General features: G+C 48.9%; 20 protein-coding genes and 1 tRNA gene. 18 read left to right on the top strand and 3 right to left on the bottom strand.

Annotated features, from left to right (window positions below; genetic code table 11):
* The first annotated feature begins 124 nt into the window (after window positions 1–124).
* The 8 genes from DWV73_RS04740 (at window position 125) to holA (ending at window position 9,030) form a co-directional block, all read left to right on the top strand.
* Complete coding sequence (locus tag DWV73_RS04740; RefSeq protein WP_117795990.1) at window positions 125–1,300, top strand: aminotransferase class I/II-fold pyridoxal phosphate-dependent enzyme; 1,176 nt, start codon at window positions 125–127, stop codon at window positions 1,298–1,300.
* A gap of 45 nt (window positions 1,301–1,345) precedes the next feature.
* Window positions 1,346–1,915, top strand: a complete 570-nt coding sequence (locus DWV73_RS04735; RefSeq protein WP_242995744.1) for a VanZ family protein — start codon at window positions 1,346–1,348, stop codon at window positions 1,913–1,915.
* A gap of 26 nt (window positions 1,916–1,941) precedes the next feature.
* A complete protein-coding gene (truA, locus tag DWV73_RS04730; protein WP_107001259.1) occupies window positions 1,942–2,697 on the top strand; it encodes a tRNA pseudouridine(38-40) synthase TruA in 756 nt (251 codons plus the stop codon).
* A gap of 120 nt (window positions 2,698–2,817) precedes the next feature.
* Window positions 2,818–3,408 carry a sigma-70 family RNA polymerase sigma factor gene (locus DWV73_RS04725; RefSeq protein WP_117795989.1) on the top strand — a complete coding sequence of 197 codons (591 nt, stop codon included), beginning with the start codon at window positions 2,818–2,820 and terminating at the stop codon, window positions 3,406–3,408.
* A complete protein-coding gene (locus DWV73_RS04720; protein WP_117795988.1) occupies window positions 3,405–4,859 on the top strand; it encodes a hypothetical protein in 1,455 nt (484 codons plus the stop codon). Before DWV73_RS04725 ends, DWV73_RS04720 begins: the two co-directional genes overlap by 4 nt.
* Window positions 4,860–5,145: 286 nt before the next feature.
* Window positions 5,146–5,218, top strand: a tRNA-Gln gene (locus DWV73_RS04715).
* Window positions 5,219–5,473: 255 nt separating this feature from the next.
* Window positions 5,474–7,834, top strand: coding sequence for a ferrous iron transport protein B (gene feoB, locus DWV73_RS04710; protein WP_117795987.1), 2,361 nt, complete (start codon window positions 5,474–5,476; stop codon window positions 7,832–7,834).
* Between the two features lie 212 nt (window positions 7,835–8,046).
* The gene (gene holA / locus DWV73_RS04705) at window positions 8,047–9,030 is read left to right on the top strand and encodes a DNA polymerase III subunit delta (protein ID WP_117795986.1); all 984 of its coding nucleotides are present in this window, start codon (window positions 8,047–8,049) and stop codon (window positions 9,028–9,030) included.
* Window positions 9,031–9,190: 160 nt separating this feature from the next.
* Here holA and rpsT read toward each other — a convergent pair whose 3' ends face one another.
* The gene (gene rpsT / locus DWV73_RS04700) at window positions 9,191–9,454 is read right to left on the bottom strand and encodes a 30S ribosomal protein S20 (protein ID WP_022358531.1); all 264 of its coding nucleotides are present in this window, start codon (window positions 9,452–9,454) and stop codon (window positions 9,191–9,193) included.
* 517 nt (window positions 9,455–9,971) lie between these two features.
* On the opposite strand from rpsT, the gene DWV73_RS04695 reads away from it, so the two are divergent.
* Window positions 9,972–10,466, top strand: coding sequence for a DUF2798 domain-containing protein (locus tag DWV73_RS04695; protein WP_117795985.1), 495 nt, complete (start codon window positions 9,972–9,974; stop codon window positions 10,464–10,466).
* A 55-nt stretch (window positions 10,467–10,521) separates the two neighbouring features.
* Here the strand turns inward: DWV73_RS04695 and DWV73_RS04690 are convergent, their stop codons facing one another.
* The gene (locus tag DWV73_RS04690; protein WP_181986211.1) at window positions 10,522–10,998 is read right to left on the bottom strand and encodes a GHKL domain-containing protein; all 477 of its coding nucleotides are present in this window, start codon (window positions 10,996–10,998) and stop codon (window positions 10,522–10,524) included.
* A 495-nt stretch (window positions 10,999–11,493) separates the two neighbouring features.
* On the opposite strand from DWV73_RS04690, the gene DWV73_RS04685 reads away from it, so the two are divergent.
* The 8 genes from DWV73_RS04685 (at window position 11,494) to ytvI (ending at window position 19,415) form a co-directional block, all read left to right on the top strand.
* Window positions 11,494–12,009, top strand: coding sequence for a hypothetical protein (locus tag DWV73_RS04685; RefSeq protein WP_242995743.1), 516 nt, complete (start codon window positions 11,494–11,496; stop codon window positions 12,007–12,009).
* A complete protein-coding gene (locus DWV73_RS04680; RefSeq protein ID WP_117795983.1) occupies window positions 12,006–12,941 on the top strand; it encodes an ABC transporter permease in 936 nt (311 codons plus the stop codon). Before DWV73_RS04685 ends, DWV73_RS04680 begins: the two co-directional genes overlap by 4 nt.
* A gap of 98 nt (window positions 12,942–13,039) precedes the next feature.
* Window positions 13,040–13,915, top strand: a complete 876-nt coding sequence (gene cdaA / locus DWV73_RS04675) for a diadenylate cyclase CdaA (protein ID WP_117795982.1) — start codon at window positions 13,040–13,042, stop codon at window positions 13,913–13,915.
* Complete coding sequence (locus DWV73_RS04670) at window positions 13,893–15,269, top strand: CdaR family protein (protein ID WP_117795981.1); 1,377 nt, start codon at window positions 13,893–13,895, stop codon at window positions 15,267–15,269. Before cdaA ends, DWV73_RS04670 begins: the two co-directional genes overlap by 23 nt.
* A 43-nt stretch (window positions 15,270–15,312) precedes the next feature.
* The gene (locus DWV73_RS04665; protein WP_107001249.1) at window positions 15,313–15,576 is read left to right on the top strand and encodes an HPr family phosphocarrier protein; all 264 of its coding nucleotides are present in this window, start codon (window positions 15,313–15,315) and stop codon (window positions 15,574–15,576) included.
* Window positions 15,577–15,629: 53 nt separating this feature from the next.
* Window positions 15,630–16,931, top strand: coding sequence for an O-antigen polymerase (locus DWV73_RS04660; RefSeq protein ID WP_117795980.1), 1,302 nt, complete (start codon window positions 15,630–15,632; stop codon window positions 16,929–16,931).
* Window positions 16,932–17,070: 139 nt separating this feature from the next.
* Window positions 17,071–18,261 carry a pyridoxal phosphate-dependent aminotransferase gene (locus tag DWV73_RS04655; RefSeq protein ID WP_107001247.1) on the top strand — a complete coding sequence of 397 codons (1,191 nt, stop codon included), beginning with the start codon at window positions 17,071–17,073 and terminating at the stop codon, window positions 18,259–18,261.
* A 56-nt stretch (window positions 18,262–18,317) separates the two neighbouring features.
* Window positions 18,318–19,415 (top strand): sporulation integral membrane protein YtvI, encoded by a 1,098-nt coding sequence (ytvI, locus tag DWV73_RS04650; RefSeq protein WP_242995742.1) that lies wholly within the window; start codon window positions 18,318–18,320, stop codon window positions 19,413–19,415.
* A 163-nt stretch (window positions 19,416–19,578) separates the two neighbouring features.
* On the opposite strand, the gene DWV73_RS04645 is transcribed toward ytvI, so the two are convergent.
* Window positions 19,579–20,502: an AraC family transcriptional regulator gene (locus tag DWV73_RS04645; RefSeq protein WP_117795978.1), complete on the bottom strand. Its 924-nt coding sequence runs from the start codon at window positions 20,500–20,502 to the stop codon at window positions 19,579–19,581.
* Between the two features lie 304 nt (window positions 20,503–20,806).
* On the opposite strand from DWV73_RS04645, the gene dapF reads away from it, so the two are divergent.
* Window positions 20,807–21,667 carry a diaminopimelate epimerase gene (gene dapF / locus DWV73_RS04640; protein ID WP_117795977.1) on the top strand — a complete coding sequence of 287 codons (861 nt, stop codon included), beginning with the start codon at window positions 20,807–20,809 and terminating at the stop codon, window positions 21,665–21,667.
* Window positions 21,668–21,696: the final 29 nt, after the last annotated feature.

Below are 21,696 nucleotides of genomic sequence, written 5' to 3'. Positions count from 1 at the left end.
AGAATGGCGGAGAAAGGCTGAGAACCAGAAAAATCAAAGATAGAACGATGGAGAATGACAGAGTCAGGGGCTGTTGACTCAGCTGGTGGATAGAAGAACTTCTGAAAGCGAGGAAAAACATAAGATGAAATTTGCAAATAGAATGGACCGGTTTGGCGAGGGCGTGTTCTCCATGCTGGCGCAGATGAAGAAGAAAAAATTGGAAGAGGGGGAGATGATCGTTGATCTGAGCATCGGCGCACCGAATATTGCCCCCGCACCGCATATTTTAAAGGCGCTCAGCGAAGCCTGTCTGGTACCGGAAAATTATCTGTATGCAATTCAGGATCAGCAGGCACTTCTGGAGGCAGTGTCCGACTGGTATGCGCGCCGCTATGGAGTGAAGCTGAACCCGGAGACAGAGATTTGCTCTTTGCTCGGTTCCCAGGAGGGACTGGCGCACATCGCACTTTCGATCGTGGACGAGGGCGATGTGGTTTTGGTACCGGATCCGTGTTATCCGGTGTTTGCGGATGGTCCGTCTTTGGCGGGGGCAGAGCTTTACTATATGCCGCAGCGGGAAGAAAATCACTACATCATTGATTTGAAGGAAATTCCGGAGGAAGTCGCTCAGAAAGCGAAATTTATGATTGTTTCCTACCCGAACAATCCGACGGCGGTGCTGGCTCCAGACAGTTTCTATGAGGAATTGATTGCATTTGCAAAGAAATATGATATTATCGTGCTTCACGACAACGCATACAGTGAACTGGTGTTTGATGGAAGAACCTGCAGAAGCTTTCTGCGTTTCCCAGGAGCGAGAGAAGTCGGAGTGGAATTTAATTCCCTGTCAAAGACCTATGGACTGGCGGGGGCACGTGTCGGCTTCTGCGTGGGAAATAAGGAAGTTGTCAGTCATCTGAAAACGTTGAAATCCAATATGGATTACGGTATGTTCCTGCCGATCCAGAAGGCAGCGATCGCGGCGATTACCGGTGACCAGAGCTGTGTGGCTTCGACCAGAGCTGCTTATGAGAGACGGCGTGACTGTCTGTGTGATGGTCTTGCATCGATCGGATGGAAGATGGAGAAACCGGAGGGAACGATGTTTGTCTGGGCACCGATTCCGGCTGGATTTAGCGATTCGATGGAATTTGTAAAAACGTTATTTGAAAAAACAGGAGTTCTGGTGACACCGGGAAGTGCGTTTGGTCCATCGGGAGAAGGACATGTGCGGATGGCGCTGGTGCAGGATGAAGATGCGATCGCGCTGGCGGTACAGCGGATTGACGCGAGCGGAATCTTAAAATCAGAGCAGTAAAGGCGTAAGCGCATAGAAGAGTCAAGCGAATACAGGGATTGATAGATGAATACAGGAAAAAATATCCGGGAAAAACAGAAAGCACTGGGAATGGCATGGATCTGGCATGTGATCTTAATATTATACATTTTATTTATCTACTCCAATTCCATGCGCCCGGCAGTGCAGTCATCGGCGGAGAGCGGACGGGTTCTCCGGCTTTTGCAGAAGCTGGCAGCAGATACCGGAATAGCCGTACCATGGCTGACCGAGCATATTGTGCGCAAATGTGCTCATTTTATTGAGTATACAGGATTGGGGATTTTGCTGCGGCAGAGTGCTCTCTGTGTGCGTGTGAACGGAGCTATTTTGGAAGAAATGTGGACAGAGGATCCGGCTGATGGGAAAGATAGGACTGGGAGAATGCGTGCGATGGCACCGTGCGGGTCTGTATGGCTGGAAATCCACCGCATCGCTATATTTGCGGTTCCATTTCTGGATGAGACGATTCAGCTGTTTACCGAAGGACGTTCCGGGCAGCTCAGCGATGTATGGCTGGATATGGCGGGAGCACTGACTGGAACGGTGCTGTATCTGGCAGCGAGGCGGATATATTTGCGAATAAAGAAAGAATGAAGATAGATAACACATGGAGAAAAAATATGCCAGATCGAAATATAAAAATTACCCTGCAATATGACGGAAGCCGTTATGACGGCTGGCAGAAGCAGGGAAACACGGACAAGACGATACAGGGAAAATTAGAGCAGATTCTGGAGAAAATGGCGGGGCAGACGGTAGAGGTGCACGGTTCCGGACGGACAGATGCAGGCGTCCACGCATGGGGACAGGTGGCGAATTTCCATCTTCCGGCGTCCTGTGCCGGGATGAGCGCGGAGGAGTTGAAAGCGTACCTGAACCGCTATCTCCCGGATGATATCGCTGTTTTATCGGCACAGGAGGCGGGAACGCGTTTTCACAGCCGTTTAAATGCTGTTTCCAAGACGTACTGCTACCGGATTGAGACGGCAGCGAAGAAAAATGTATTTGAGCGCCGATATGTGTACGGTCTGGGGGAACCGCTGGACATAGCGTCTATGAGACGGGCGGCTGCGTATCTGACGGGTGAGCACGATTTTAAAGCATTCTGTTCGTTGAAACGGATGAAAAAATCGACGGTGCGGAATCTCACTGCTATTGAGCTGACCATGCAGGAAAGTGTGTGCGAACTGCATTTTCGTGGCAATGGCTTCCTATATAATATGGTAAGAATCCTGACCGGTACACTGATCGAGGTAGGACTTCATAAGCGGACACCGGAATCAGTGGCGGAGGCGCTTTTTTCCTGTGACCGAGCGCTGGCAGGTTTTACGGCGCCGCCGGAGGGGCTTTTTCTGGAACGGGTCGAGTATGAATAAAGTTGCATTGATTTTTGCCAGCTGCCGTGAGGAGCTGGACAGAAATCAGAAAAAATTCATAACAAATGCAATAAGAACTGGTTTCTTTGCATTAAGTTATATAGAAAGGAAATTTCGTCCATGTTTTTGACGGGGCTTTTAACGACCATGGAAGAGCCGGTCGCCTATGATAAGATGAGCGATGAAAAGCTGCTTCTGCGAGTGGCAGAGGGAGATAAGGCGGCATTTCAGCAGCTTTATCAGAATACGGATAAAACTATATACGGTTTTATTCTATCGATTTTGCGGAATCCGCAGGACTCTGAGGAGGTCATGCAGGAGCTTTATTTAAAGGTCTGGACTTCGGCTGGAAGCTATCAGTCGCAGGGCAAACCGCTGGCGTGGATGTTTACGATCGCTAGAAATCTTTGCTATATGCGCTTCCGTGACCAGAAGCATGAAGCGGATATCGGGCTTTCGGATCTTTCTGAGATGGAGACAGGGGAATTCTGTCCCCAGATAGAGGATGCTGCGGATAAGATGGTATTACACGCAGCACTCAAAATATTAAATGAAGAAGAACGGCAGATTGTACTTCTGCGGACATCAGCGGGGTTAAAACATCGTGAGATCGCGGCAGATTTGGAGATGCCGCTGGCAACGGTGCTTTCCAAGTACAACCGTGCTATGAAAAAACTGAAAAAACACCTGAGAGAGGAGGGAGTACATTGACCGATCACTCTGAAACAGCGTGGGAACAGGATGAGATTGAGTCACATCTGCGATCGGCGATGGATGCCCTGACTCCCAACGTATTCGATAAAATCGATCTCTCGACGCCACAGGAGATCTATGTAAAACCATCCCGCCGTGTACGGATGTACCGCCGGATGCGGACCGTGGCGATGGCAGCAGCCGCCTGCCTGTGTGTGGCTGTGTTAGGAGGCGGTGTTTCATTTTACCAGAATCACCGTGTCGATTCGGTGATTGGCATCGATGTCAATCCGAGTATTGAGCTTTCCGTCAACCGGAACGAGAAAGTATTGCAGGCGAATCCGCTTAATGAGGATGCGGAGACGATCCTGGATGATATGAATTTGAAAAATGTAGACCTTGATATTGCGGTCAACGCATTGATCGGTTCGATGGTCCGGAACGGTTATCTGGATGAACTGGACAATGCGATTCTGGTTACCGTGTCCAATGAGAATGAGGAAAAGGCATCATCTTTGCGTCAGGATGTCGTAGGGGATGTAGAGTCTTCCCTGCAGGAACACGCGGTACAGGCGGTTGTCTATGACCAGCGGATGAAGGTAACCGGGGAGATTCAGGATCTGGCGGAGAAATACAATATTTCTTATGGAAAAGCGTATTTTCTGCGAGAGCTGATTCGGGATAACGACCTGACCGAAAATGATATGAAAAAATTTGCCGGTATGACGATGGAAGAGATTGCGCGGGAGATCGCGGATCGTGCTTATACGGTAGGTTATTCGAAGACGGACAGCACCATTGAGACGGATGCGGCTCTGGTTCGTGAGGTGACATTGCCGCAGACCGAGGAAGAAACCTTAGCGGAGACGACCGTGGAAAGCACCGGTCAGCCGGAAAATGAACCGACGCCGGCAGAACAGCCATCGACTGCAGTACGCCCGGTGGAGACAACCGCCGCAGCAGATGAGGACGAGGAAGAAGTCGATTCGGGAGGCAAGAAAGCGAAGATTGACTATGTAGATTACGAGAGCGGTTCGCTGAACATCGTTTTTAAGGAAAAGGTTAAATGGAAAAATCCGACCGTGTCGGTGGTAGATCCGGACGGTCAGAGCTATTCGGCGAGAATCACGGACACAGGCGGAACCTCCTGTGAGATTCACGTCAAAGGGCTTCCAGCCAATACGGAGTGCACGTTTACGCTCGGCGGAGTGGCAGTGCGGGACGGCGGCTCCTTTGGTACGGTAAAAGGCTATTTCGAGACGCCGGATATTGCGGATGATCTGATTGATGAGGATGACGACGATGCGGATGATGAGACAGTGGAGACAAAGCCGTCCGAGACATCCCGCGCGCCGGAGACACTGACAGAAGCAGTAAAAGAGAGCACGCACTCGGAGACAGAGTACAGTCAGATGGAGACAAAGCCGACGGAAAAAGAAACGAAGACAGATGCGGAGTCAGCTAATTAAAGCGGAGTGTATGAGGATATATGATTCCTGCTGCCTGAACCATGATATGTCTGGAGTTACCAGAAGTTGGATTCGGGCAGCAGGAATTTTAAGAATCATTAGAATTATTTGCAGGAAGCCTCGTGACGGAAAAATATCCGGGGCATTACGAGACTGTAAAATGTTTCGAACTGGTAAATAATTATAATTGTTCAAAAAAACATAAGTGTTTGAAAAAAATACTTGACGAAACAAAAATTTATGATATAATAATAAATGTGGCTGAGACAGCTATGAAATAAAAGATTGGGCTATCGCCAAATGGTAAGGCAACGGACTCTGACTCCGTCATTTTCAAGGTTCGAATCCTTGTAGCCCAGCTATTTTGAGACAGTGAGGATGATTCATCCTTACTGTTTTTCTTTTATCTTTTCTATTTTTTTTCTGATTGGTAGATTCTTAAAGATTCCAACGATTGACAAATTCCCTAAAGTACAATAGACTTATCTGGAAACATAATTGAGAAAAAGTTTCAATAGTATTTTTCTCTCTATGCTTTGCTTCAAAATCAGGCGGATGTAGAAGTCTGATGACATACAATGAGTTTGACTAATGAAGAGAGATGGAGGCAGAGAATGACATTAAAGGATTTACCAATAGGAAAAACTGCAACCGTTCGGACAGTTGGCGGAGAAGGTGCACTGCGGCATCATTTTCTGGATATGGGATTGATTCCGACTGCATCGGTTACGATGGTAAAATATGCGCCGATGGGCGATCCGGTTGAGGTGCGGATTCATAGCTATGAACTGACGTTGCGCCTGGCGGATGCAGAGAAGATAGAGATTGAGAATGTACGCGAGGCAGGAACCGAAGCAGCGGACAAAAAGGAACATGGGATTCCGATGGCGCGCGCGATCGATCACCCTGGACTCGGAGAAGGTGGAAAATACCATACAAAGGCGGAGGAACACCCATTGCCGGATGGCACCGTTCTGACGTTTGCCCTGGCAGGTAATCAGAACTGTGGCAAAACGACGCTTTTTAACCAGCTGACCGGATCCAATCAGCATGTGGGGAATTTCCCGGGTGTGACGGTGGACCGGAAGGATGGCACGATCCGCGGACATGAAAATACGAAAGTGACCGACCTGCCAGGAATCTATTCCTTATCGCCATATTCGAATGAGGAGCTGGTGACGCGTCAGTTTATTTTGCAGGAGCACCCGAAGGGAATCATCAATATCGTGGATGCGACAAACATTGAGCGCAACCTGTATCTGACCATGCAGCTTCTGGAACTGGATATTCCGATGGTTCTGGCGCTTAATATGATGGACGAGGTGCGCCAGAACGGCGGTTCTGTCCGTGTCAACGAACTGGAGGAAGAACTGGGGATTCCGGTTATCCCGATCTCAGCGGCAAAGAATGAAGGAATCGGAGAGCTGATCGATCATGCGCTTCATGTAACGCATTTTCAGGAGAAACCGGGACGGCAGGATTTCTGTGATGCGGATTATCACGGTGGCGCGGTGCACCGCTGCCTGCATGGTATTATGCATCTGATCGAAGATCACGCGCAGAATGCGGGTATTCCGGTGCGCTTTGCTGCATCGAAGCTGGCAGAAGGCGATGAGGAGATTGAGGCGCGTCTGAATCTGGACACGAATGAAAAAGAGACGCTGGAACATATTATCTGCCAGATGGAGAAGGAACGCGGGCTGGATCGGGCAGCTGCGATTGCGGATATGCGGTTTGGTTTTATCGAAAAAGTCTGCAGGCAGACAGTCGTCAAACCGAGGGAAAGCCGGGAACACCAGCGAAGTGTGAAGATTGACCGTCTTCTTACTGGAACCTACACGGCGATTCCGGCATTTATTGCAATCATGGGTCTGGTATTCTGGCTGACATTTAATGTGATTGGCGCGGTCCTTTCAGATGGTCTGGAACTGGTGATTGGATGGCTGACAGAGCGGGCAGACGCAGCGCTGACAGCGGCAGGTATCAATCCGGTGCTCCATTCCCTGCTGATCGATGGTGTGTGCAATGGTGTCGGAAGTGTTTTGAGCTTTCTGCCGATCATTGTGACGCTGTTTTTCTTCCTGTCGCTTTTAGAGGACAGCGGTTATATGGCACGTGTGGCGTTTGTGATGGATAAACTGCTTCGAAAGATCGGTCTTTCCGGACGGAGCATCGTGCCGATGCTGATTGGCTTTGGCTGCACGGTACCAGGAGTCATGGCAAGCCGGACGCTTTCTTCGGAGCGGGATCGAAAAATGACGATCCTGTTGACTCCGTTTATGAGCTGTTCCGCCAAGATTTCGATTTATGCGTTTTTTACCGCTGTCTTTTTCCCGCATCATGGGGCGATTGTTATGATTGCACTTTATCTGTTGGGAATCCTGATGGGAATTTTGATGGCAATGCTTCTTAAAACAACTTTATTTAAGGGTGAAGCCGTTCCGTTCGTCATGGAGCTTCCGAACTACCGGATGCCGGGGGCGCGCAATGTCGCCCAGCTTCTCTGGGAAAAGGCAAGGGATTTCCTGCAGAAAGCATTCACAGTTATTTTTGTGGCGACGATTTTAATCTGGTTCCTTCAGACATTTGATCTGCACCTGAATGTTGTGTCCAATTCCCAGCAGAGTCTTCTGGCGGTTATTTCTGGTGTGATTGCACCACTGTTTGCGCCGATGGGATTAGGCGACTGGCGTGTCTGCACGGCACTTCTGACCGGATTTATGGCAAAAGAGAGTGTTGTATCAACGCTGTCGGTTCTGTTCGGGACGACTCAGAGCCTGCGTGACATTCTGACCCCTCTTTCAGCGGTCAGTCTGCTGGTTTTCTGCCTGCTCTATACGCCGTGCGTGGCAGCGATTTCATCGGTCAGACGCGAACTGGGCGGAAAATGGGCTTGCTTTGTCGTGGTGGCGCAGTGCGTGATTGCGTGGATTGTAGCGTATGCGGTCTATCTTTTGCTAGGGATGGTAATGTAGGTTTTGACTGAAAGTGAACCAAGGAAAAATTTCAAGCAACAAAAGGAGCTGCTGTTTTATTCTTTTTATGGGTTTACAGTAGACAACATTTTAGAAAAATGTTTATAATAGTAGGAAGTGAAAAAATAGACAGGAAAGTAACCGGATGGACAGTCATTCGAAAAAATGGATCTGTTTTTATCGAATAGAACCAGGAGGCGGGGACGGAGTTAATGCAGACGATCAATGAAGACATCAAAAATGGCACATTTAAGCCGGTTTATCTGCTATACGGCGAAGAGGCGTTTTTGAAGCAGAGTTATAAAAAGAAGCTGCGGGCGGCGATCTCGGGCGATGATACGATGAACTACAATTATTTCGAGGGAAAAGGGCTGGATGTCAACGAGCTGATCAGTCTGGCGGACACGATGCCATTTTTCAGCGAGCGGCGTCTGATTCTGATCGAGGACAGCGGATTTTTCAAGACTTCTTCGGAGGCGCTGGCGGAGTATCTGCCGATGATGCCGGACACGACCTGCATCGTATTTGTGGAGGAGGCGGTCGATAAGAGAAACAAACTCTACAAAAAGGTCAAGGATCTGGGTCACATTGCGGAGATGAAGCGGCAGGACAGCGCGCAGCTCGCCAGATGGGCGGCGACGATCCTGGCGCAGAATGGGCGGAAGATCACGCCGTCCACGATGAATCTCTTTTTGGAGCGCGTCGGCGATGATATGGAAAACATCCGGATGGAGCTGGAAAAACTCATTTCCTACACGATGGGCAGTGAGGTAGTGACGGCAGAGGATGTGAAAGTCATCACGACCGTGCAGATCACGAACAAGATCTTCGACATGGTAGCGGCGATCATGGCGGGAAAGACGAAGCGGGCGATGGATCTGTACGAAGACCTGCTGACACTCAGGGAGCCGCCGATGCGGATCCTGTTCCTGATTGCCAGACAGTTTAACCAGCTTTTGCTGGTGCGAGAATTGCAGGCGTCCGGCGCAGACCGGGGGACGGTTGCCTCGAAATTGAAAGTACCTCCGTTCGTAGCCGGAAAGCTCAGCAGCCAGGCGGCGGCATTTACGAAAGAACAGCTCATTTCCTATGTGCAGACCTGCGTGGATGCCGAGGAGGCAGTCAAGACCGGGCGGATGGGCGACCGGCTGGCGGTGGAGCTGCTGATCAGTCAGCCCAGAAGTTCCGTGCGCTGATTCTAAAGGGCAGTGCCAGCATCAGAATCAGCGGTTCTTCGGCCGGACCCGGCTGGAAAAGAAGCAACAAAAAACCATTATTCTGTCACACCCACAGAATAATGGTTTTTTAATTTGGGTTAATTTTTAATATATAATTCGAAAGATCCGCTCTGGATAATTAAGCCAGAGTATTTACAGCCTTGGAAAGACGGGATACTTTGCGGGAAGCTGTATTCTTGTGGTATACGCCCTTGGAAGTAGCCTTGTCGATCTCGCTGGTAGCAGCTAATAATGCAGCCTGTGCAGCAGCCTTATCTTTTGCAGCAACAGCAGCTTCTACTTTCTTAACAGCAGTTTTAACTTTGGATCTGATAGCCTTGTTTCTTGCAGCTCTTGTCTCTGCAACTAAGATTCTTTTTTTTGCGGATTTAATGTTAGCCAATGTAGTGTACCTCCATCATAAATTCTTTTATTTTGATTCGTAATTCATTTTGTATTTGGTTTGCATTAAAGCCTGGACACGGACAGTTCAATGTAAACATACTATTACATTCTATCGAATAAAGGCAGTATTGTCAATATCTATTTGCCTGTTTTTAGGGAAAAATTCGGAAAAAATGAAAGGGGAGCTGAAAAAGCAGCTCTTGTCAAGTTGCATAAGCGGAATAAAAAATAAAAAAAATTGATCGTTCAATATGATGAAATTGTGAAAAAATAAAAAAAGTGCTTACACGAATGGAAAAAAGACGTTATAATAGCGAACCGTAACCCAAATCGAATATAGTTTGAAAAAACGCAGTGAGATTGCATACAGCAGTAGAGATCGAAACGAGTTTCCGATTTCTGCTGCCTTTTATTTTGTGAAATTTATCACGGACAGCATCTTGTGCGTGGGTGTGTCGGACTGATTTGCCGTTGCATCTGGATAGAAGCAATTATTTTATAGGAGGAGAATGAAAATGCCAAGAAATAAGAGAGAAAGTTTTATCTATTCCGTTATCATGTGTTTCACGATGGTACTCTGGATGAGTATGTACAATGTAACCCTTCATATGGGACATTTATCCTTGGAAACGATCCGCGAAGGATGGATCGGATTCCCGTTTGCATTCGTGTATGCGTTTCTGTTTGACTGGTTCATCGTGTCCGGTCCGGCGAAGGGAATTGCGTTCCGTTACTTTGTATCACCGGAGAGCAGCACACTTCGTAAAGTAATCACGATCTCCTGCTGCATGGTCGTTCCGATGGTATTTGTTATGTCCTTATATGGCGGTCTGGAAGCCTGCGTGAAATCCGGCGCATGGAGCCAGCTGCTCATCATCTGGCTGACCAATATTCCGAAGAACATCATCATGGCGCTTCCGTTCCAGCTCATTGTAGCAGGTCCGCTGGTGCGCCGCGTGTTCCGTACCGCATTCCCGGAGGGAACCGTGCTGCAGGAACCGGTTATGTAGGGAGATAGCAGAAAATTTATATTATATAAAAAGAGGATATCTGGTTTTTGTATCATTATGGGTTCAGCAATACCGAAGCATAAAATACGCCGTCCCGCCATTCAAACCGTGCATCACCGTGGTACTGTTCGGCGATCATGCGGATCGATTCGGTTCCGATGCCGCTTCCCGCAGGTTTGGTCGATACCAGTTTTTCATTCATCCAGGTAGGGCTGAATGCGCTGGTGTTGTCCGTGGTGATGGACAGGGTGGAGGTACCCGTCTGCACCGCGGAGAGACGGATGAAAGGCGGCGTGTTTTCAGAGCCGGAACACCCGGTCTGACAGGAGAAAAAGTTGTAGCCGAAGAGCGCCTGACACATGCAGAAAGCGGCGGCACGCACGACCAACAGATAATCGATGATAAATAAATATAGAAATAAAATCATTCCGATCTCGGCGTCTACTATCAGCTTAAATAAAACGCCAAAGCAAGGGAGCGCGAGGTATTGCACCCATACACTGGACAAACCATCTACAATCGCGATTTTCAAAACAAAATCCCTCTTTTCTTCTGATTGTCTGGGAAAAGGCTGCTTACGCATGTTTCGAACCTTTTGATCCTAATATCATAAAGATGTTGGGGTCAAAAGGCATTTTGACCCCTCTGATACCAGATTGCTCCGCACTATATGCTCCCGCAATCTTCAAAAACATTCGTAATTCGCTCATTTTTCTTTGAAAAATGGCTACTTACTCATGTTTTTGGCGGGTCCCAAGGTCAAAAATGCTCCTGCAAGCAAGCTTGCGTCGAACTTCTGACCTTTTGACCCTGGTATCATCATAAAAGTATCATAACATAAAAAGAAGCAAAAAAGGCATAGTTTTTACATCTTATGAAACAGACTTGATACGCTCTGCCGATCATGCGAAAATGTGTGATCGGCAGAGCTCTTTTTTGATGTCTGACAATCCCTTACAAATTTATGAAAAACCTATGAAAAATCCCCCCGCCCCCTCGCCAAGAGAAAAAAGTTATGTTATAATTTATGGAAGAATGCGTTTTTGGCGCAGCGGTTTCAGAAACGGGACGTATTGAACCGGAAGCCGCGGCATATATAAAAAAGGAACCATGTATGCTCAACGAAGACAAGATAAAATTAATGACCGAACTGGCACTGTTTGAGAAGAAGCATGCTTCCCAGATGAAAACAGTCAATCAGTATTTTAAAAGCGACTATATCAGCCGCAATCTGCTCCGGGGATTTATAAGCTATACATTGTGCAGCATACTTCTCTTTGGAATGTGGATATTATTTAATGTAGAAGTAGTTCTGAGTTCGATAGGAATGGATGAACTGAAGGGACTGGCTTTTCGAGGAGGAGCTTTATACCTCGGGGGGCTTTTTCTGTATGTCGTGCTGACGATCATCGTGTATGGCGGGCGGTATGAGTACGAGGAAAAGAGGAACCGGATCTACATAGCGAAACTGAAACATCTGGATAAGCGCTACGATATACACCGGCGCGCCAGAAAAATGGAGAGAGAGAGGAGAGGCAGATGAGAGGACTCCTTGCAGGGAAAGAAGCACTCAAGGCTTTCTATGCGAGATACAGTGCATTTGTGAATGCATTCCTGCGTTTTATAACTGCCTTTGCGGCGGTGTTTCTGATTAACCAGAACATCGGACTGATGCCGAAACTGAGCGGCGGTCTGGTGCCGCTGTTTGCGGGAATTATATGTGCATTTCTCCCATTTGGAGCCATTGCGTTTCTGATTGGGATTTTTTTGCTGGCACAGCTCTTTGCAGCATCGATGGAAGTGGCGCTCATTACCTTGGTGTTCCTTCTGATCGTGGTGCTGCTGTATTACGGATTTCAGCCGGGTGACAGCGCGTACCTGATTGTAACGCCGATCTTGTTTTTTCTGAAGGTGCCGTTTGCAGTCCCGATGATTCTTGGACTGACTGGAAGCCTCGTATCGGTGATTCCGATGAGCTGCGGGATTTTTCTGTACTACGTGATTCTGTATGTGAAGCAGAACGGAAGCTTCCTGGCAGGCAGTGAGCAGACTGAGATCACGCAGATGCTGGCGCAGGTCATCAAAAACCTGCTGGCAAACCCGGCGATGCTTGTCATGATTGCGGCATGCTGCCTGGGGGCGCTGACGGTCTGTGTGCTCAAGAAACTGTCGATCAACTACTCCTGGGGGATCGCGATCGGAGCTGGCCTTATTTTACAGATTCTGGTTGTGTTTATCGGCGATTTCCGCTTTGGCGTTCCGGTGTCCGTGCCGGAGCTGATTGTAGGAATGATTGGTGCGGTTATTGCATCGCTGATCTATCAGCTGTTTGTTTTTTCGGTCGATTACAGCCGGACTGAGTACACGCAGTTTGAGGATGACGATTATTATTACTATGTGAAAGCGGTTCCAAAGATTGCGATCTCGAGGACGGATGTAAAAGTACAGGAAATCAATAAAGTAAAGAGAAGATAGACTATTTTATAAAAGAAACTTGTTGTTAAAAGAAATGCGTGACGGGTCATATGTACGTGACTGGTAACAGAAACGCAGCCCGAAAGGGAGGGAAAAGAATGGCAGAGATACTGGCGGAGATTTATTCGTGGATCTCGTTCGTACCGAAGATAACCTTTAAAAATTTAATAGAGATCGCGATTATAGCAATTCTGGTATATGAAATGCTGATCTGGATCAAAAATACGCGGGCGTGGACGCTTCTGAAGGGTATTATTTTTATTCTTGCATTCTTTCTGGCAGCTGCGATCCTGGAACTGGATACGATTCTGTGGCTTCTGGAAAAGACGTCGTACATTGCGGTGACGGCGATCATCGTTATTTTCCAGCCGGAGCTGCGGAAAGCACTGGAGCAGATCGGAAGCCAGAACGTGCTGACGACGCTGTTTTCAACGGATGATACGAAGAAAAATGAGGATTTCAGCGAAAAGACGATTGCAGAGCTGGTGCGTGCTTGTTTTGAGATGGGAAAAGTCAAGACGGGCGCCCTGATCGTCATCGAGAGGGGCACGCCGCTCGGAGAGATCGAGCGGACGGGCATCGAGGTCGATGGTATCGTGACGAGCCAGCTTCTGATCAATATTTTTGAGCACAACACACCGCTGCACGACGGCGCGGTCGTGATTCGCGGTAACCGTGTGACGGCGGCGACCTGTTATCTGCCGCTCTCGGACAATATGGATATCAGCAAGGCATTGGGAACCAGACACCGTGCGGCAGTCGGAGTCAGTGAGGCGACCGATAGCGTGACGCTGGTTGTATCGGAAGAGACAGGGCGTGTGTCGGTGGCTGTGTCCGGACGGCTTAAGAGTGTCAAGGATGGAGATGAACTGAGAGATATATTGTCAGTTCTGGTAAAACGGGAAACGGAAAACACAGGTCGTTTCAGAATATGGAAGGGAAGACGCAGAAATGAAAGAAAAGCTGACGAATAATCTTGCGATCAAGCTGATTGCCCTGTTCTGTGCTTTCTTTGTGTGGCTGGCGGTCGTGAATGTGGCGAACCCGATCAAGGTATCGACGAGGGAGGTTCCGGTCACGATCACGAACGATCAGGTGCTGGAGCAGGCGGATCTTGCCTATGATGTGGTAGGCAAAAAAACGGCGACGATCAGTTTCAAGATCCGGACGAAGGATGATTATAAGGTAAAGGCGTCGGATTTCAACGCCTATGCGGATTTATCGGAAATGTATGATGTGACGGGTGCGATCCCGATCCGAGTGGAAGTGGTGAACAATGAGGAACTGCTGGAGTCCACGCCGGTTGTGAAGTCCCCGGAGGTCATCAAGATCACGACCGAGGCGCTGCAGACCAAGGCATTTACGCTGAAAGCGTATCCTCAGGGCAAGGCGGCAGAGGGTTACGAGGCGGGTGAGGTGACAATGGTGCCATCCCAGGTGACGGTCAAAGGACCAACCTCCCTGATCGGACAGATCAGCAGCGTGGGTATCCGTTTTAATATTGACGGTGCTGCGGCGGATGTCGGTGGAACAGCAACACCGGAGTATTTTGACGCCAATGGAAATGTGCTGTCAGATTTGGGAGATTCTGTCAAGACGGTTGGCGGAGATGTCTCTTATACGATGCAGATCCTGAAAGTAAAAGAAGTACCGCTTGATTTTGACGTCAGTGGTGAAGTGGCGGATGGATACCGCTATACGGGTCCGAAGACGGATATCAAGTCGGTGTCTGTGGCGGGGCTTAAGACGGATCTGGCATCGGTCAGCACGCTCACGATTCAGGGACCGTCCCTTAATGTGCAGGGCGCGACGAAGAATGTGGAGTGCGAGATCGATCTGGATGATTATCTGCCGTCCGGGCTTACGATCGTGGGACTGGACAGCACGATGATCAACGTGACACTACAGGTCGAGAAGTTGATAGAGAAGACCTTTACGGTCAAACCGGAGGATGTGACTCTAAACGGAAAGAACAGCAGCTACAGCTATACCGTCGAAGATACGAAGATGGAAGTCAAGGTACAGGGACTTGAGGAGGATTTAAGCAGCCTGTCGGCGGCGAAGATGAATATCCGGGTCGATGTATCAGGCATGGGACTGGGCGAGCACACGGTAGCGGCGCAGTTCCAGCTGGGGGACGCGTATAAGATGCTGTCGGCGCCGGCTGTGACAGTGCGGGTCAGCGAACATGGAAGCTCCAGTGCCCAGACGACGGAAAGCACCGAGAGTGACCGTGGAGACATGGGCAGCCAGAGCAGTTCCAACCGGGAGAGCGGGGCAAGCTCGGCAAAAGAAAATGTGGATGCAGAGAGCGGCAATGCTGCATAAAGTATGGTATGCCATCCACAAATGAGGAGAAAGAAGTTAAACAATGGTAAAAGCAAAAATTAAATTAAAAAACCCGACTGGTCTGCATTTGAGACCGGCGGGAATCCTGTGTAATGAGGCGGTAAAATTCGATTGTTCTGTCCAGTTCCAGTTCCGTGGCACCGTGTCCAATGCAAAGAGTGTCCTGAGCGTGCTTGGGGCGTGCATCAAGAGCGGTGATGAGATCGAGTTTATCTGTGATGGAAAAGACGAGGAGGAAGCTCTGTCGGCGATGCTGAAAATAGTTGATGACGGGCTGGGCGAGTAGGGAAAACCGGTGCGGTAAAAGAATGTGTACAGACGTACAGATAGGATGAAACTATGATCGTTTATTTGGTTTGCTATGCGGCTTCGCTGCTTCTGGCGCTTGGCCGCCATTATCTTTTATCCGGTGCAGGGCTTCTGGCGGCGGCGGTGTATCTGTATGCGTCAGACTATATCCGGAGTGGAAATCTTCTGCATCTGCGGGGGATTTTCGCTCTTTCCTTTGTAGGTGGACAGGGACTGGCGTGTATGAAGCTTAGTTATTTAAGTCAGGCATGGAGTGCGGGAACGTGGCTGGGACTTTTGGCGGCGTTTGCGGGCTTTTATCTGGCTTTTTATTATCTGGAAGCATTTTCCGGTGAGGCGTCCGTCCGCGTGGGCGGTCATTCCGGCGCGGTGCAGCGCCGGGGGTTGGAATCTTATGCCGGAACCGTCTTTTTCTGCGCGGTGGCGCTGGCGGCGCTATCGGCAGGCTGTTTCGCGATCGAGGCGGTCTATATGGGCTATATTCCGCTGCTGCTCCGGGGCGTTCCGCATGCTTATTCCTATTTCCATGTGACCGGGCTTCATTATCTGACGGTGTCCTGTGTGCTGGTTCCGGCGCTCTCTGTGATCTATTTTTGCATCGAGGGCGGTCGCAGCCGGGGACGGCTGGTATGTATGCTTCTGGCAGATGCAGCGGCGGTGGCGATTCCGCTTCTGTGCGTGTCGCGCTCCCAGCTTCTGTTTGCGGTACTGCTGGCATTGATTACCTACATACAGATGGAACACCAGCTGAATCCGATCTATGTTGTTTTTGCGCTGGCAGGGCTGATTGTGCTCTACATTCTGCTGACGATCGCGCGCAGCCATGATACTGCCTACTTGAATACGGTTTTTGAGATGAAACGGCACCTGCCGATTTTTGTGACGCAGCCGTATATCTATATTGCAAACAATTACGATAATTTCGACTGTCTGGTCAAGGGACTTGTGAAGCACAGCTGGGGCATGAAGATGCTGGCACCGTTCTGGACGCTGACGGGACTCAAGTTTCTGGTTCCGTCGTTGACGGCATTTCCGTATTATGTGACGAAGGAAGAGCTGACGACGCTGACGATGTTTTATGATGCGTACTACGATTTCGGCGTAATTGGCGTGTTCGTCTTTTCTGCCCTGTTAGGAGCGGCGGCGTATCTGCTGATGCGGATGATGCGCCAGGTGCAGAATCCGATTACCTATCTTCTGTACGCACAGTTTGCACTTTACATGCTGTTATCGTTTTTCACAACCTGGTTCAGCAATCCGTCCACATGGTTTTATTTCGCGGTGACAGCGGTTGTGACATTTCTGGTATCACATAAGATTGCAGGGCGGTAAAAATATATGGATTAAGATATAAAAATGAAATAAAATCTGCTATAATAACAAAAAGACGACAATTCAGCAAGTTAAAGTGCTGCTTGTATACAGATTGAATTGCCGCATTGATCAATTTTATATAAAAGAGGGCAAGCCAATGATTTCAGAAAAAATGATACCGCTTATGAAAAATAACTCCGCCATCCGTATGATGTTCGAAGAGGGCAATAAGCTGGCGGCGAAATATGGACGTGAGAATGTGTTTGATTTCAGCCTTGGAAACCCGAGCGTACCGGCTCCGGCAGAGGTAAATCAGGCGATTCAGGATATCGTAAAGGAAGAAGATTCCCTGTTTGTACACGGATATATGTCCAACGCAGGCTATGAAGATGTGCGTGAGACGATCGCTCAGTCGTTAAACCGCCGGTTCGGCACCTCCTTTCACGCAGGCAACATCCTGATGACGGTCGGTGCGGCAAGTGGTTTGAATGTCATTTTAAAGACCCTGTTAAATCCAGGAGAGCAGGTCATTACCTTTGCACCATACTTTGTAGAGTATGGTTCCTATGTCCGCAACTATGACGGCGAGCTGGTGGTTGTATCTCCGAATACGGTGGATTTCCAGCCGAATCTCGTTGAATTTGAGGAAAAGATCAACGAAAAGACCAAGGCAGTGATCATCAACACCCCGAATAACCCGACCGGCGTTATTTATTCCGAGGAAACACTGCAGAAGATTGCAGCAATTCTGGAAAAGAAACAGAAGGAATTTGGCACATCGATCGTGCTTCTGTCCGATGAGCCGTATCGTGAGCTGGCTTACGACGGCGCGGTTGTACCGTATGTGACAAAATATTACCGCAATACAGTGGTTTGCTACTCGTACAGCAAGTCCCTGTCCCTTCCGGGCGAGCGTATCGGTTATCTGGTAATCCCGTCTGAGATGGATGAGAGCGCAAATGTATTCCAGGCGGCAACGATCGCGAACCGTGTTCTGGGCTGTGTCAATGCGCCATCCCTGATGCAGAGAGTCATCAAGCGCTGCGTAGATGCGAATGTGAATCTGGAAGCTTACGACCGCAACCGTAACCTGCTTTACAACGGATTGAAAGAGTGCGGATTTTCCTGCATCAAGCCGGAGGGCGCGTTCTACCTGTTTGTGAAATCTCCAGTGGAGAATGAGAAGGAATTCTGCGAGGTATGCAAACAGTACAATGTACTGGTAGTACCGGGAAGTTCATTCGCTTGCCCGGGTTATGTGCGCATTGCATACTGCGTATCATATGGACAGATCGAGAGATCGCTTCCGGCATTCAGAAAGATTGCGGAACACTATAATCTGGTATAGCGAAATTGTATCATCGTCTTGGAAAGGAAAAGGATGAGATGAAACGATGTTTTAGAATGATTCTGAATATTGTGATTCCGCTCCTTGGTTTATGTCTGGTCATCTTTTTAGGTCCCAGACTTCTGCATTTTTTCATGCCGTTTGTGGTCGGATGGATTCTGGCACTTTTAGCAAATCCGCTGGTTCGGTTTCTGGAACGGCGCGTGAAGCTGGTGCGGCGCCACGGCTCGATGCTGATCATTATTGCGGCGCTGGCGATCGTGATCGGTCTTTTTTACGGGGCGGGTCTTCTGGTTTACCGGGAAATGGGAAGTTTTCTGGCGGATGCACCGGAAATATATCAGAGTGTGATCGCTGAGATCGAGAATGCATTGCAGAATGGGCGGAAGCTTGCAGAATATTTTCCGCAGAATTTACAACCGCCGCTGCTGGCATTTTCGGATAATCTGGATGGTCTGTTTGGAAAACTGGTATCGCGGGCGGCGGAACCGACCGTGCAGATCGCCGGACATGTGGCGAAGAGTATTCCGAATCTTCTGGTAAATATGGTCATTATTATCCTGTCTTCGTACCTGTTTCTGGCGGACCGGGAGTCCATCATGCGGTGGCTGAAAGAGCATCTTCCGGCATTTGTATTCCGCTATATCGAGTATATGAAACGGGACGCAAAGGGACTGATTGGTGGATATTTTCTGGCACAATTCCGTATCATGTGTGTGGTGGCGCTGATTCTCGCGGCAGGATTTTTGGTGCTGGGTGTCCGCTACGGTGTCCTGTTGGCGTTTTTGACGGCGATTCTGGATTTTCTGCCGATCTTTGGAACGGGAACGGTGCTGTTCCCATGGGCGGTTGTGAAACTGTTTGCGGGGGAGTATGCGTATGCGACCGGGCTTATCCTGCTCTACATCCTGACGCAGGTCGTCCGTCAGATCATCCAGCCGAAGATCGTCGGGGAGTCGATGGGATTGCCGCCTCTGATGACGCTGTTTCTTTTGTATCTGGGATTTAAGCTGCGCGGGCTGACAGGCATGATTCTGGCGGTGCCGGTGGGGCTTGTCTTTATCAATTTTTATAAATATGGGGCGTTTGATTCGATGATCCGGAATTTCAGGATGCTGATGGAGGCGATTCAGAAATTCCGGAGGGAAGAATAGGGGAGGTTTCCTTCTATTTCTATATAGTAAAATTTTCTTGTTTCATAGGAAATTGCGTCCTATGAAACAAAAAACGCTCCGCGAGGATGCGCACTCGCGCGAAGCAGAAACATGTCGCAAGCGACCGCGCGAGACGCCCGAATGTGCTGAGGCACATTCTTTTTTAGTAATTTAATCTGGATAAATTATGTGGCGTATCGCGATATTTTTTCTTATATGCCCGGAGGAACGCAGCATAATTGCGGAATCCGGATTGATAGCAGGCTTCTGTGACGGGGGTGCCCCGGCGCAGGAGCTCGTTTGCGTTTTGGAGGCGTTTTTCGGTCAGGTATTCGGTAATGGTGTAGCCGGTTTCCTGGCGGAAGAGACGCATCATGTGGTATTTGCTCATGTAAAAGCGGGCGGCGAGCTGGTCGATCGTATGGTCTTCTTCTGGGTGTTCAGAGAGGTAGCGCATGAGTTCCAGGATTTTTTCGCCGGAAGGGGAGGTCGGAACGTATTCCCGATGGTTTTCGGAGGCGGCGCGATCAAGGTGTACCATAAATTCCAGGAATAATAAACGCAGAAGAAGCTCGGAGCCATAACTGCTGCCACCAAGGGATTCAAAGTTAGCATTGTCTGTGCCATTGTCATTTGTACCACCTGCCTGATAGGCATTTTCCAGTCTTGACAGCGCCTCTAAGAGCGGCGTCATGGTAAGGGAACCGAGGCGCAGAACATCGGACTGCTGTTCTCTGGCAAGCTGGAAACAGAGGTCGAGCGCACAGTCAGCACAGGAGAATGCATCCAGACATTCCGGCGACAGGTAGAGGATGATGCGCTCATATCGGCTTTTGTATGGCACGACCGGCTTGTGCAGGCAGTGCGCGCCGACGAGGACGATGTCGAGAGGGCGGAGGTGGTAGGAACGGCCTTCCACGATGTAGTCCGCTTCGCCATTTAACAGGATCAGGACTTTGTGGAAATCATGATAGTGGTAGGCAACCGGTGTATCCATCTGCCCGCGCAGGTGGAAGAGGCGGAATTCGTGGTTGAGGTAGCCGCGTTTTTCGTAGGCGGGGGATTCGTGGGTGGTATTTTCTGACATAAGGGGACTCCTTTTTTGAGTGTATTGCAGGTTGATTGTTGCGGGAAATTATATCTTGTATAAATGCATTGAGTTTGTTGTTTTCCTCTGAGATAAATATGTTTTGAAACACAGACATTTCATTTCTTAGTTCATATTATATAGCATTATATGCAATATTTAAAGCATAATTCTTCTATTAAAAGCTGCTATATTTTCCTAAAATAAAAATTAAAGAAAGAGTGGTTTCCAGAACGGAAGTAGAATAGAAATCATTGATGAAAGAATTTTATGGTATTGATTAAAATAGGCAGGAGGTATCGCGATGAAACAGGTTGTGCTTGAAAAATATCACTGTATGGGAAATGATTACCTAGTGTTTGATCCAAATAAGAATGATCTGGAATTGAATGCGGAGAATATCAAGAAGATGTGCAGCCGTCATTTTGGCATCGGCGCGGATGGCATTCTGGCGGGTCCATATCTGGGGGAGAATGATTTTTATGTACACATCTACAACGCGGACGGAAGCGAGGCGGAGAAGAGCGGCAACGGCATGGGTATTTTTGCAAAATATCTGCGGGACGCGGGATATGTGCAGAAAACGACGATCTCCTGGAAAACGCTGGGAGGCGAGGAGACAGTCTTTTATCTCAACGAGGATGCGACCCGTGTGAAAATTTCGATGGGACATCCGACGTTCTGGAGCGATGAGATTCCGGTGACCGGCGAGCGGCGGGAGATGGTAAACCAGACGATGGTATTTGGAAAGATTCCGTATGTCACGACTTGTCTTTCAATGGGAAATCCGCACTGCGTCATCTGGATGAATGAGATTTCGAAGGAAATGGTGTGCCGGATCGGCGAGCATTCAGAAACATCCGAATATTTCCCGGAAAAGGTCAATACGCAGATTTTAAATGTCCTTGACCGGACGAATATCCAGATTGAGATTTACGAGAGAGGCGTTGGATATACGCTGGCGTCCGGAAGCTGCGCCTGCGCGGCGGCGAGTGCGGCATACCGCCTGGGACTTGCCGATCCGCATATGTACGTCCATATGCCGGGTGGCACGCTGGAAGTGGAAATCAAGGAGGACGGCATGGTTTACATGGTCGGCGAGGTCGGCTATGTGGGACATATCCAGTTGGGAAATGAATTGAGCGAACAGCTTCGGATTAAATAAAAAAGTATTTGACAGAAAAATATCGGACT

The sequence above is a fragment of the Clostridium sp. AF12-41 genome (assembly GCF_003461685.1).
Lineage (GTDB): Bacteria > Bacillota > Clostridia > Lachnospirales > Lachnospiraceae > Otoolea > Otoolea fessa.
Note: the sequence above shows the minus strand (reverse complement) of the source record. Positions and strands in the feature narration are given on the sequence as shown.

Coding starts and splice junctions, on each gene's coding strand:
- cdaA (WP_117795982.1), top strand. CDS start 13,040: ATGGCAGAGATACTGGCGGAGATTTATTCGTGGATCTCGTTCGTACCG.
- DWV73_RS04725 (WP_117795989.1), top strand. CDS start 2,818: ATGTTTTTGACGGGGCTTTTAACGACCATGGAAGAGCCGGTCGCCTAT.
- truA (WP_107001259.1), top strand. CDS start 1,942: ATGCCAGATCGAAATATAAAAATTACCCTGCAATATGACGGAAGCCGT.
- DWV73_RS04660 (WP_117795980.1), top strand. CDS start 15,630: ATGATCGTTTATTTGGTTTGCTATGCGGCTTCGCTGCTTCTGGCGCTT.
- ytvI (WP_242995742.1), top strand. CDS start 18,318: ATGATTCTGAATATTGTGATTCCGCTCCTTGGTTTATGTCTGGTCATC.
- feoB (WP_117795987.1), top strand. CDS start 5,474: ATGACATTAAAGGATTTACCAATAGGAAAAACTGCAACCGTTCGGACA.
- DWV73_RS04645 (WP_117795978.1), bottom strand. CDS start 20,502: ATGTCAGAAAATACCACCCACGAATCCCCCGCCTACGAAAAACGCGGC.
- DWV73_RS04685 (WP_242995743.1), top strand. CDS start 11,494: ATGGAAGAATGCGTTTTTGGCGCAGCGGTTTCAGAAACGGGACGTATT.
- holA (WP_117795986.1), top strand. CDS start 8,047: ATGCAGACGATCAATGAAGACATCAAAAATGGCACATTTAAGCCGGTT.
- DWV73_RS04735 (WP_242995744.1), top strand. CDS start 1,346: ATGAATACAGGAAAAAATATCCGGGAAAAACAGAAAGCACTGGGAATG.
- DWV73_RS04670 (WP_117795981.1), top strand. CDS start 13,893: ATGAAAGAAAAGCTGACGAATAATCTTGCGATCAAGCTGATTGCCCTG.
- DWV73_RS04665 (WP_107001249.1), top strand. CDS start 15,313: ATGGTAAAAGCAAAAATTAAATTAAAAAACCCGACTGGTCTGCATTTG.
- DWV73_RS04655 (WP_107001247.1), top strand. CDS start 17,071: ATGATTTCAGAAAAAATGATACCGCTTATGAAAAATAACTCCGCCATC.
- dapF (WP_117795977.1), top strand. CDS start 20,807: ATGAAACAGGTTGTGCTTGAAAAATATCACTGTATGGGAAATGATTAC.
- DWV73_RS04695 (WP_117795985.1), top strand. CDS start 9,972: ATGCCAAGAAATAAGAGAGAAAGTTTTATCTATTCCGTTATCATGTGT.
- DWV73_RS04680 (WP_117795983.1), top strand. CDS start 12,006: ATGAGAGGACTCCTTGCAGGGAAAGAAGCACTCAAGGCTTTCTATGCG.
- DWV73_RS04740 (WP_117795990.1), top strand. CDS start 125: ATGAAATTTGCAAATAGAATGGACCGGTTTGGCGAGGGCGTGTTCTCC.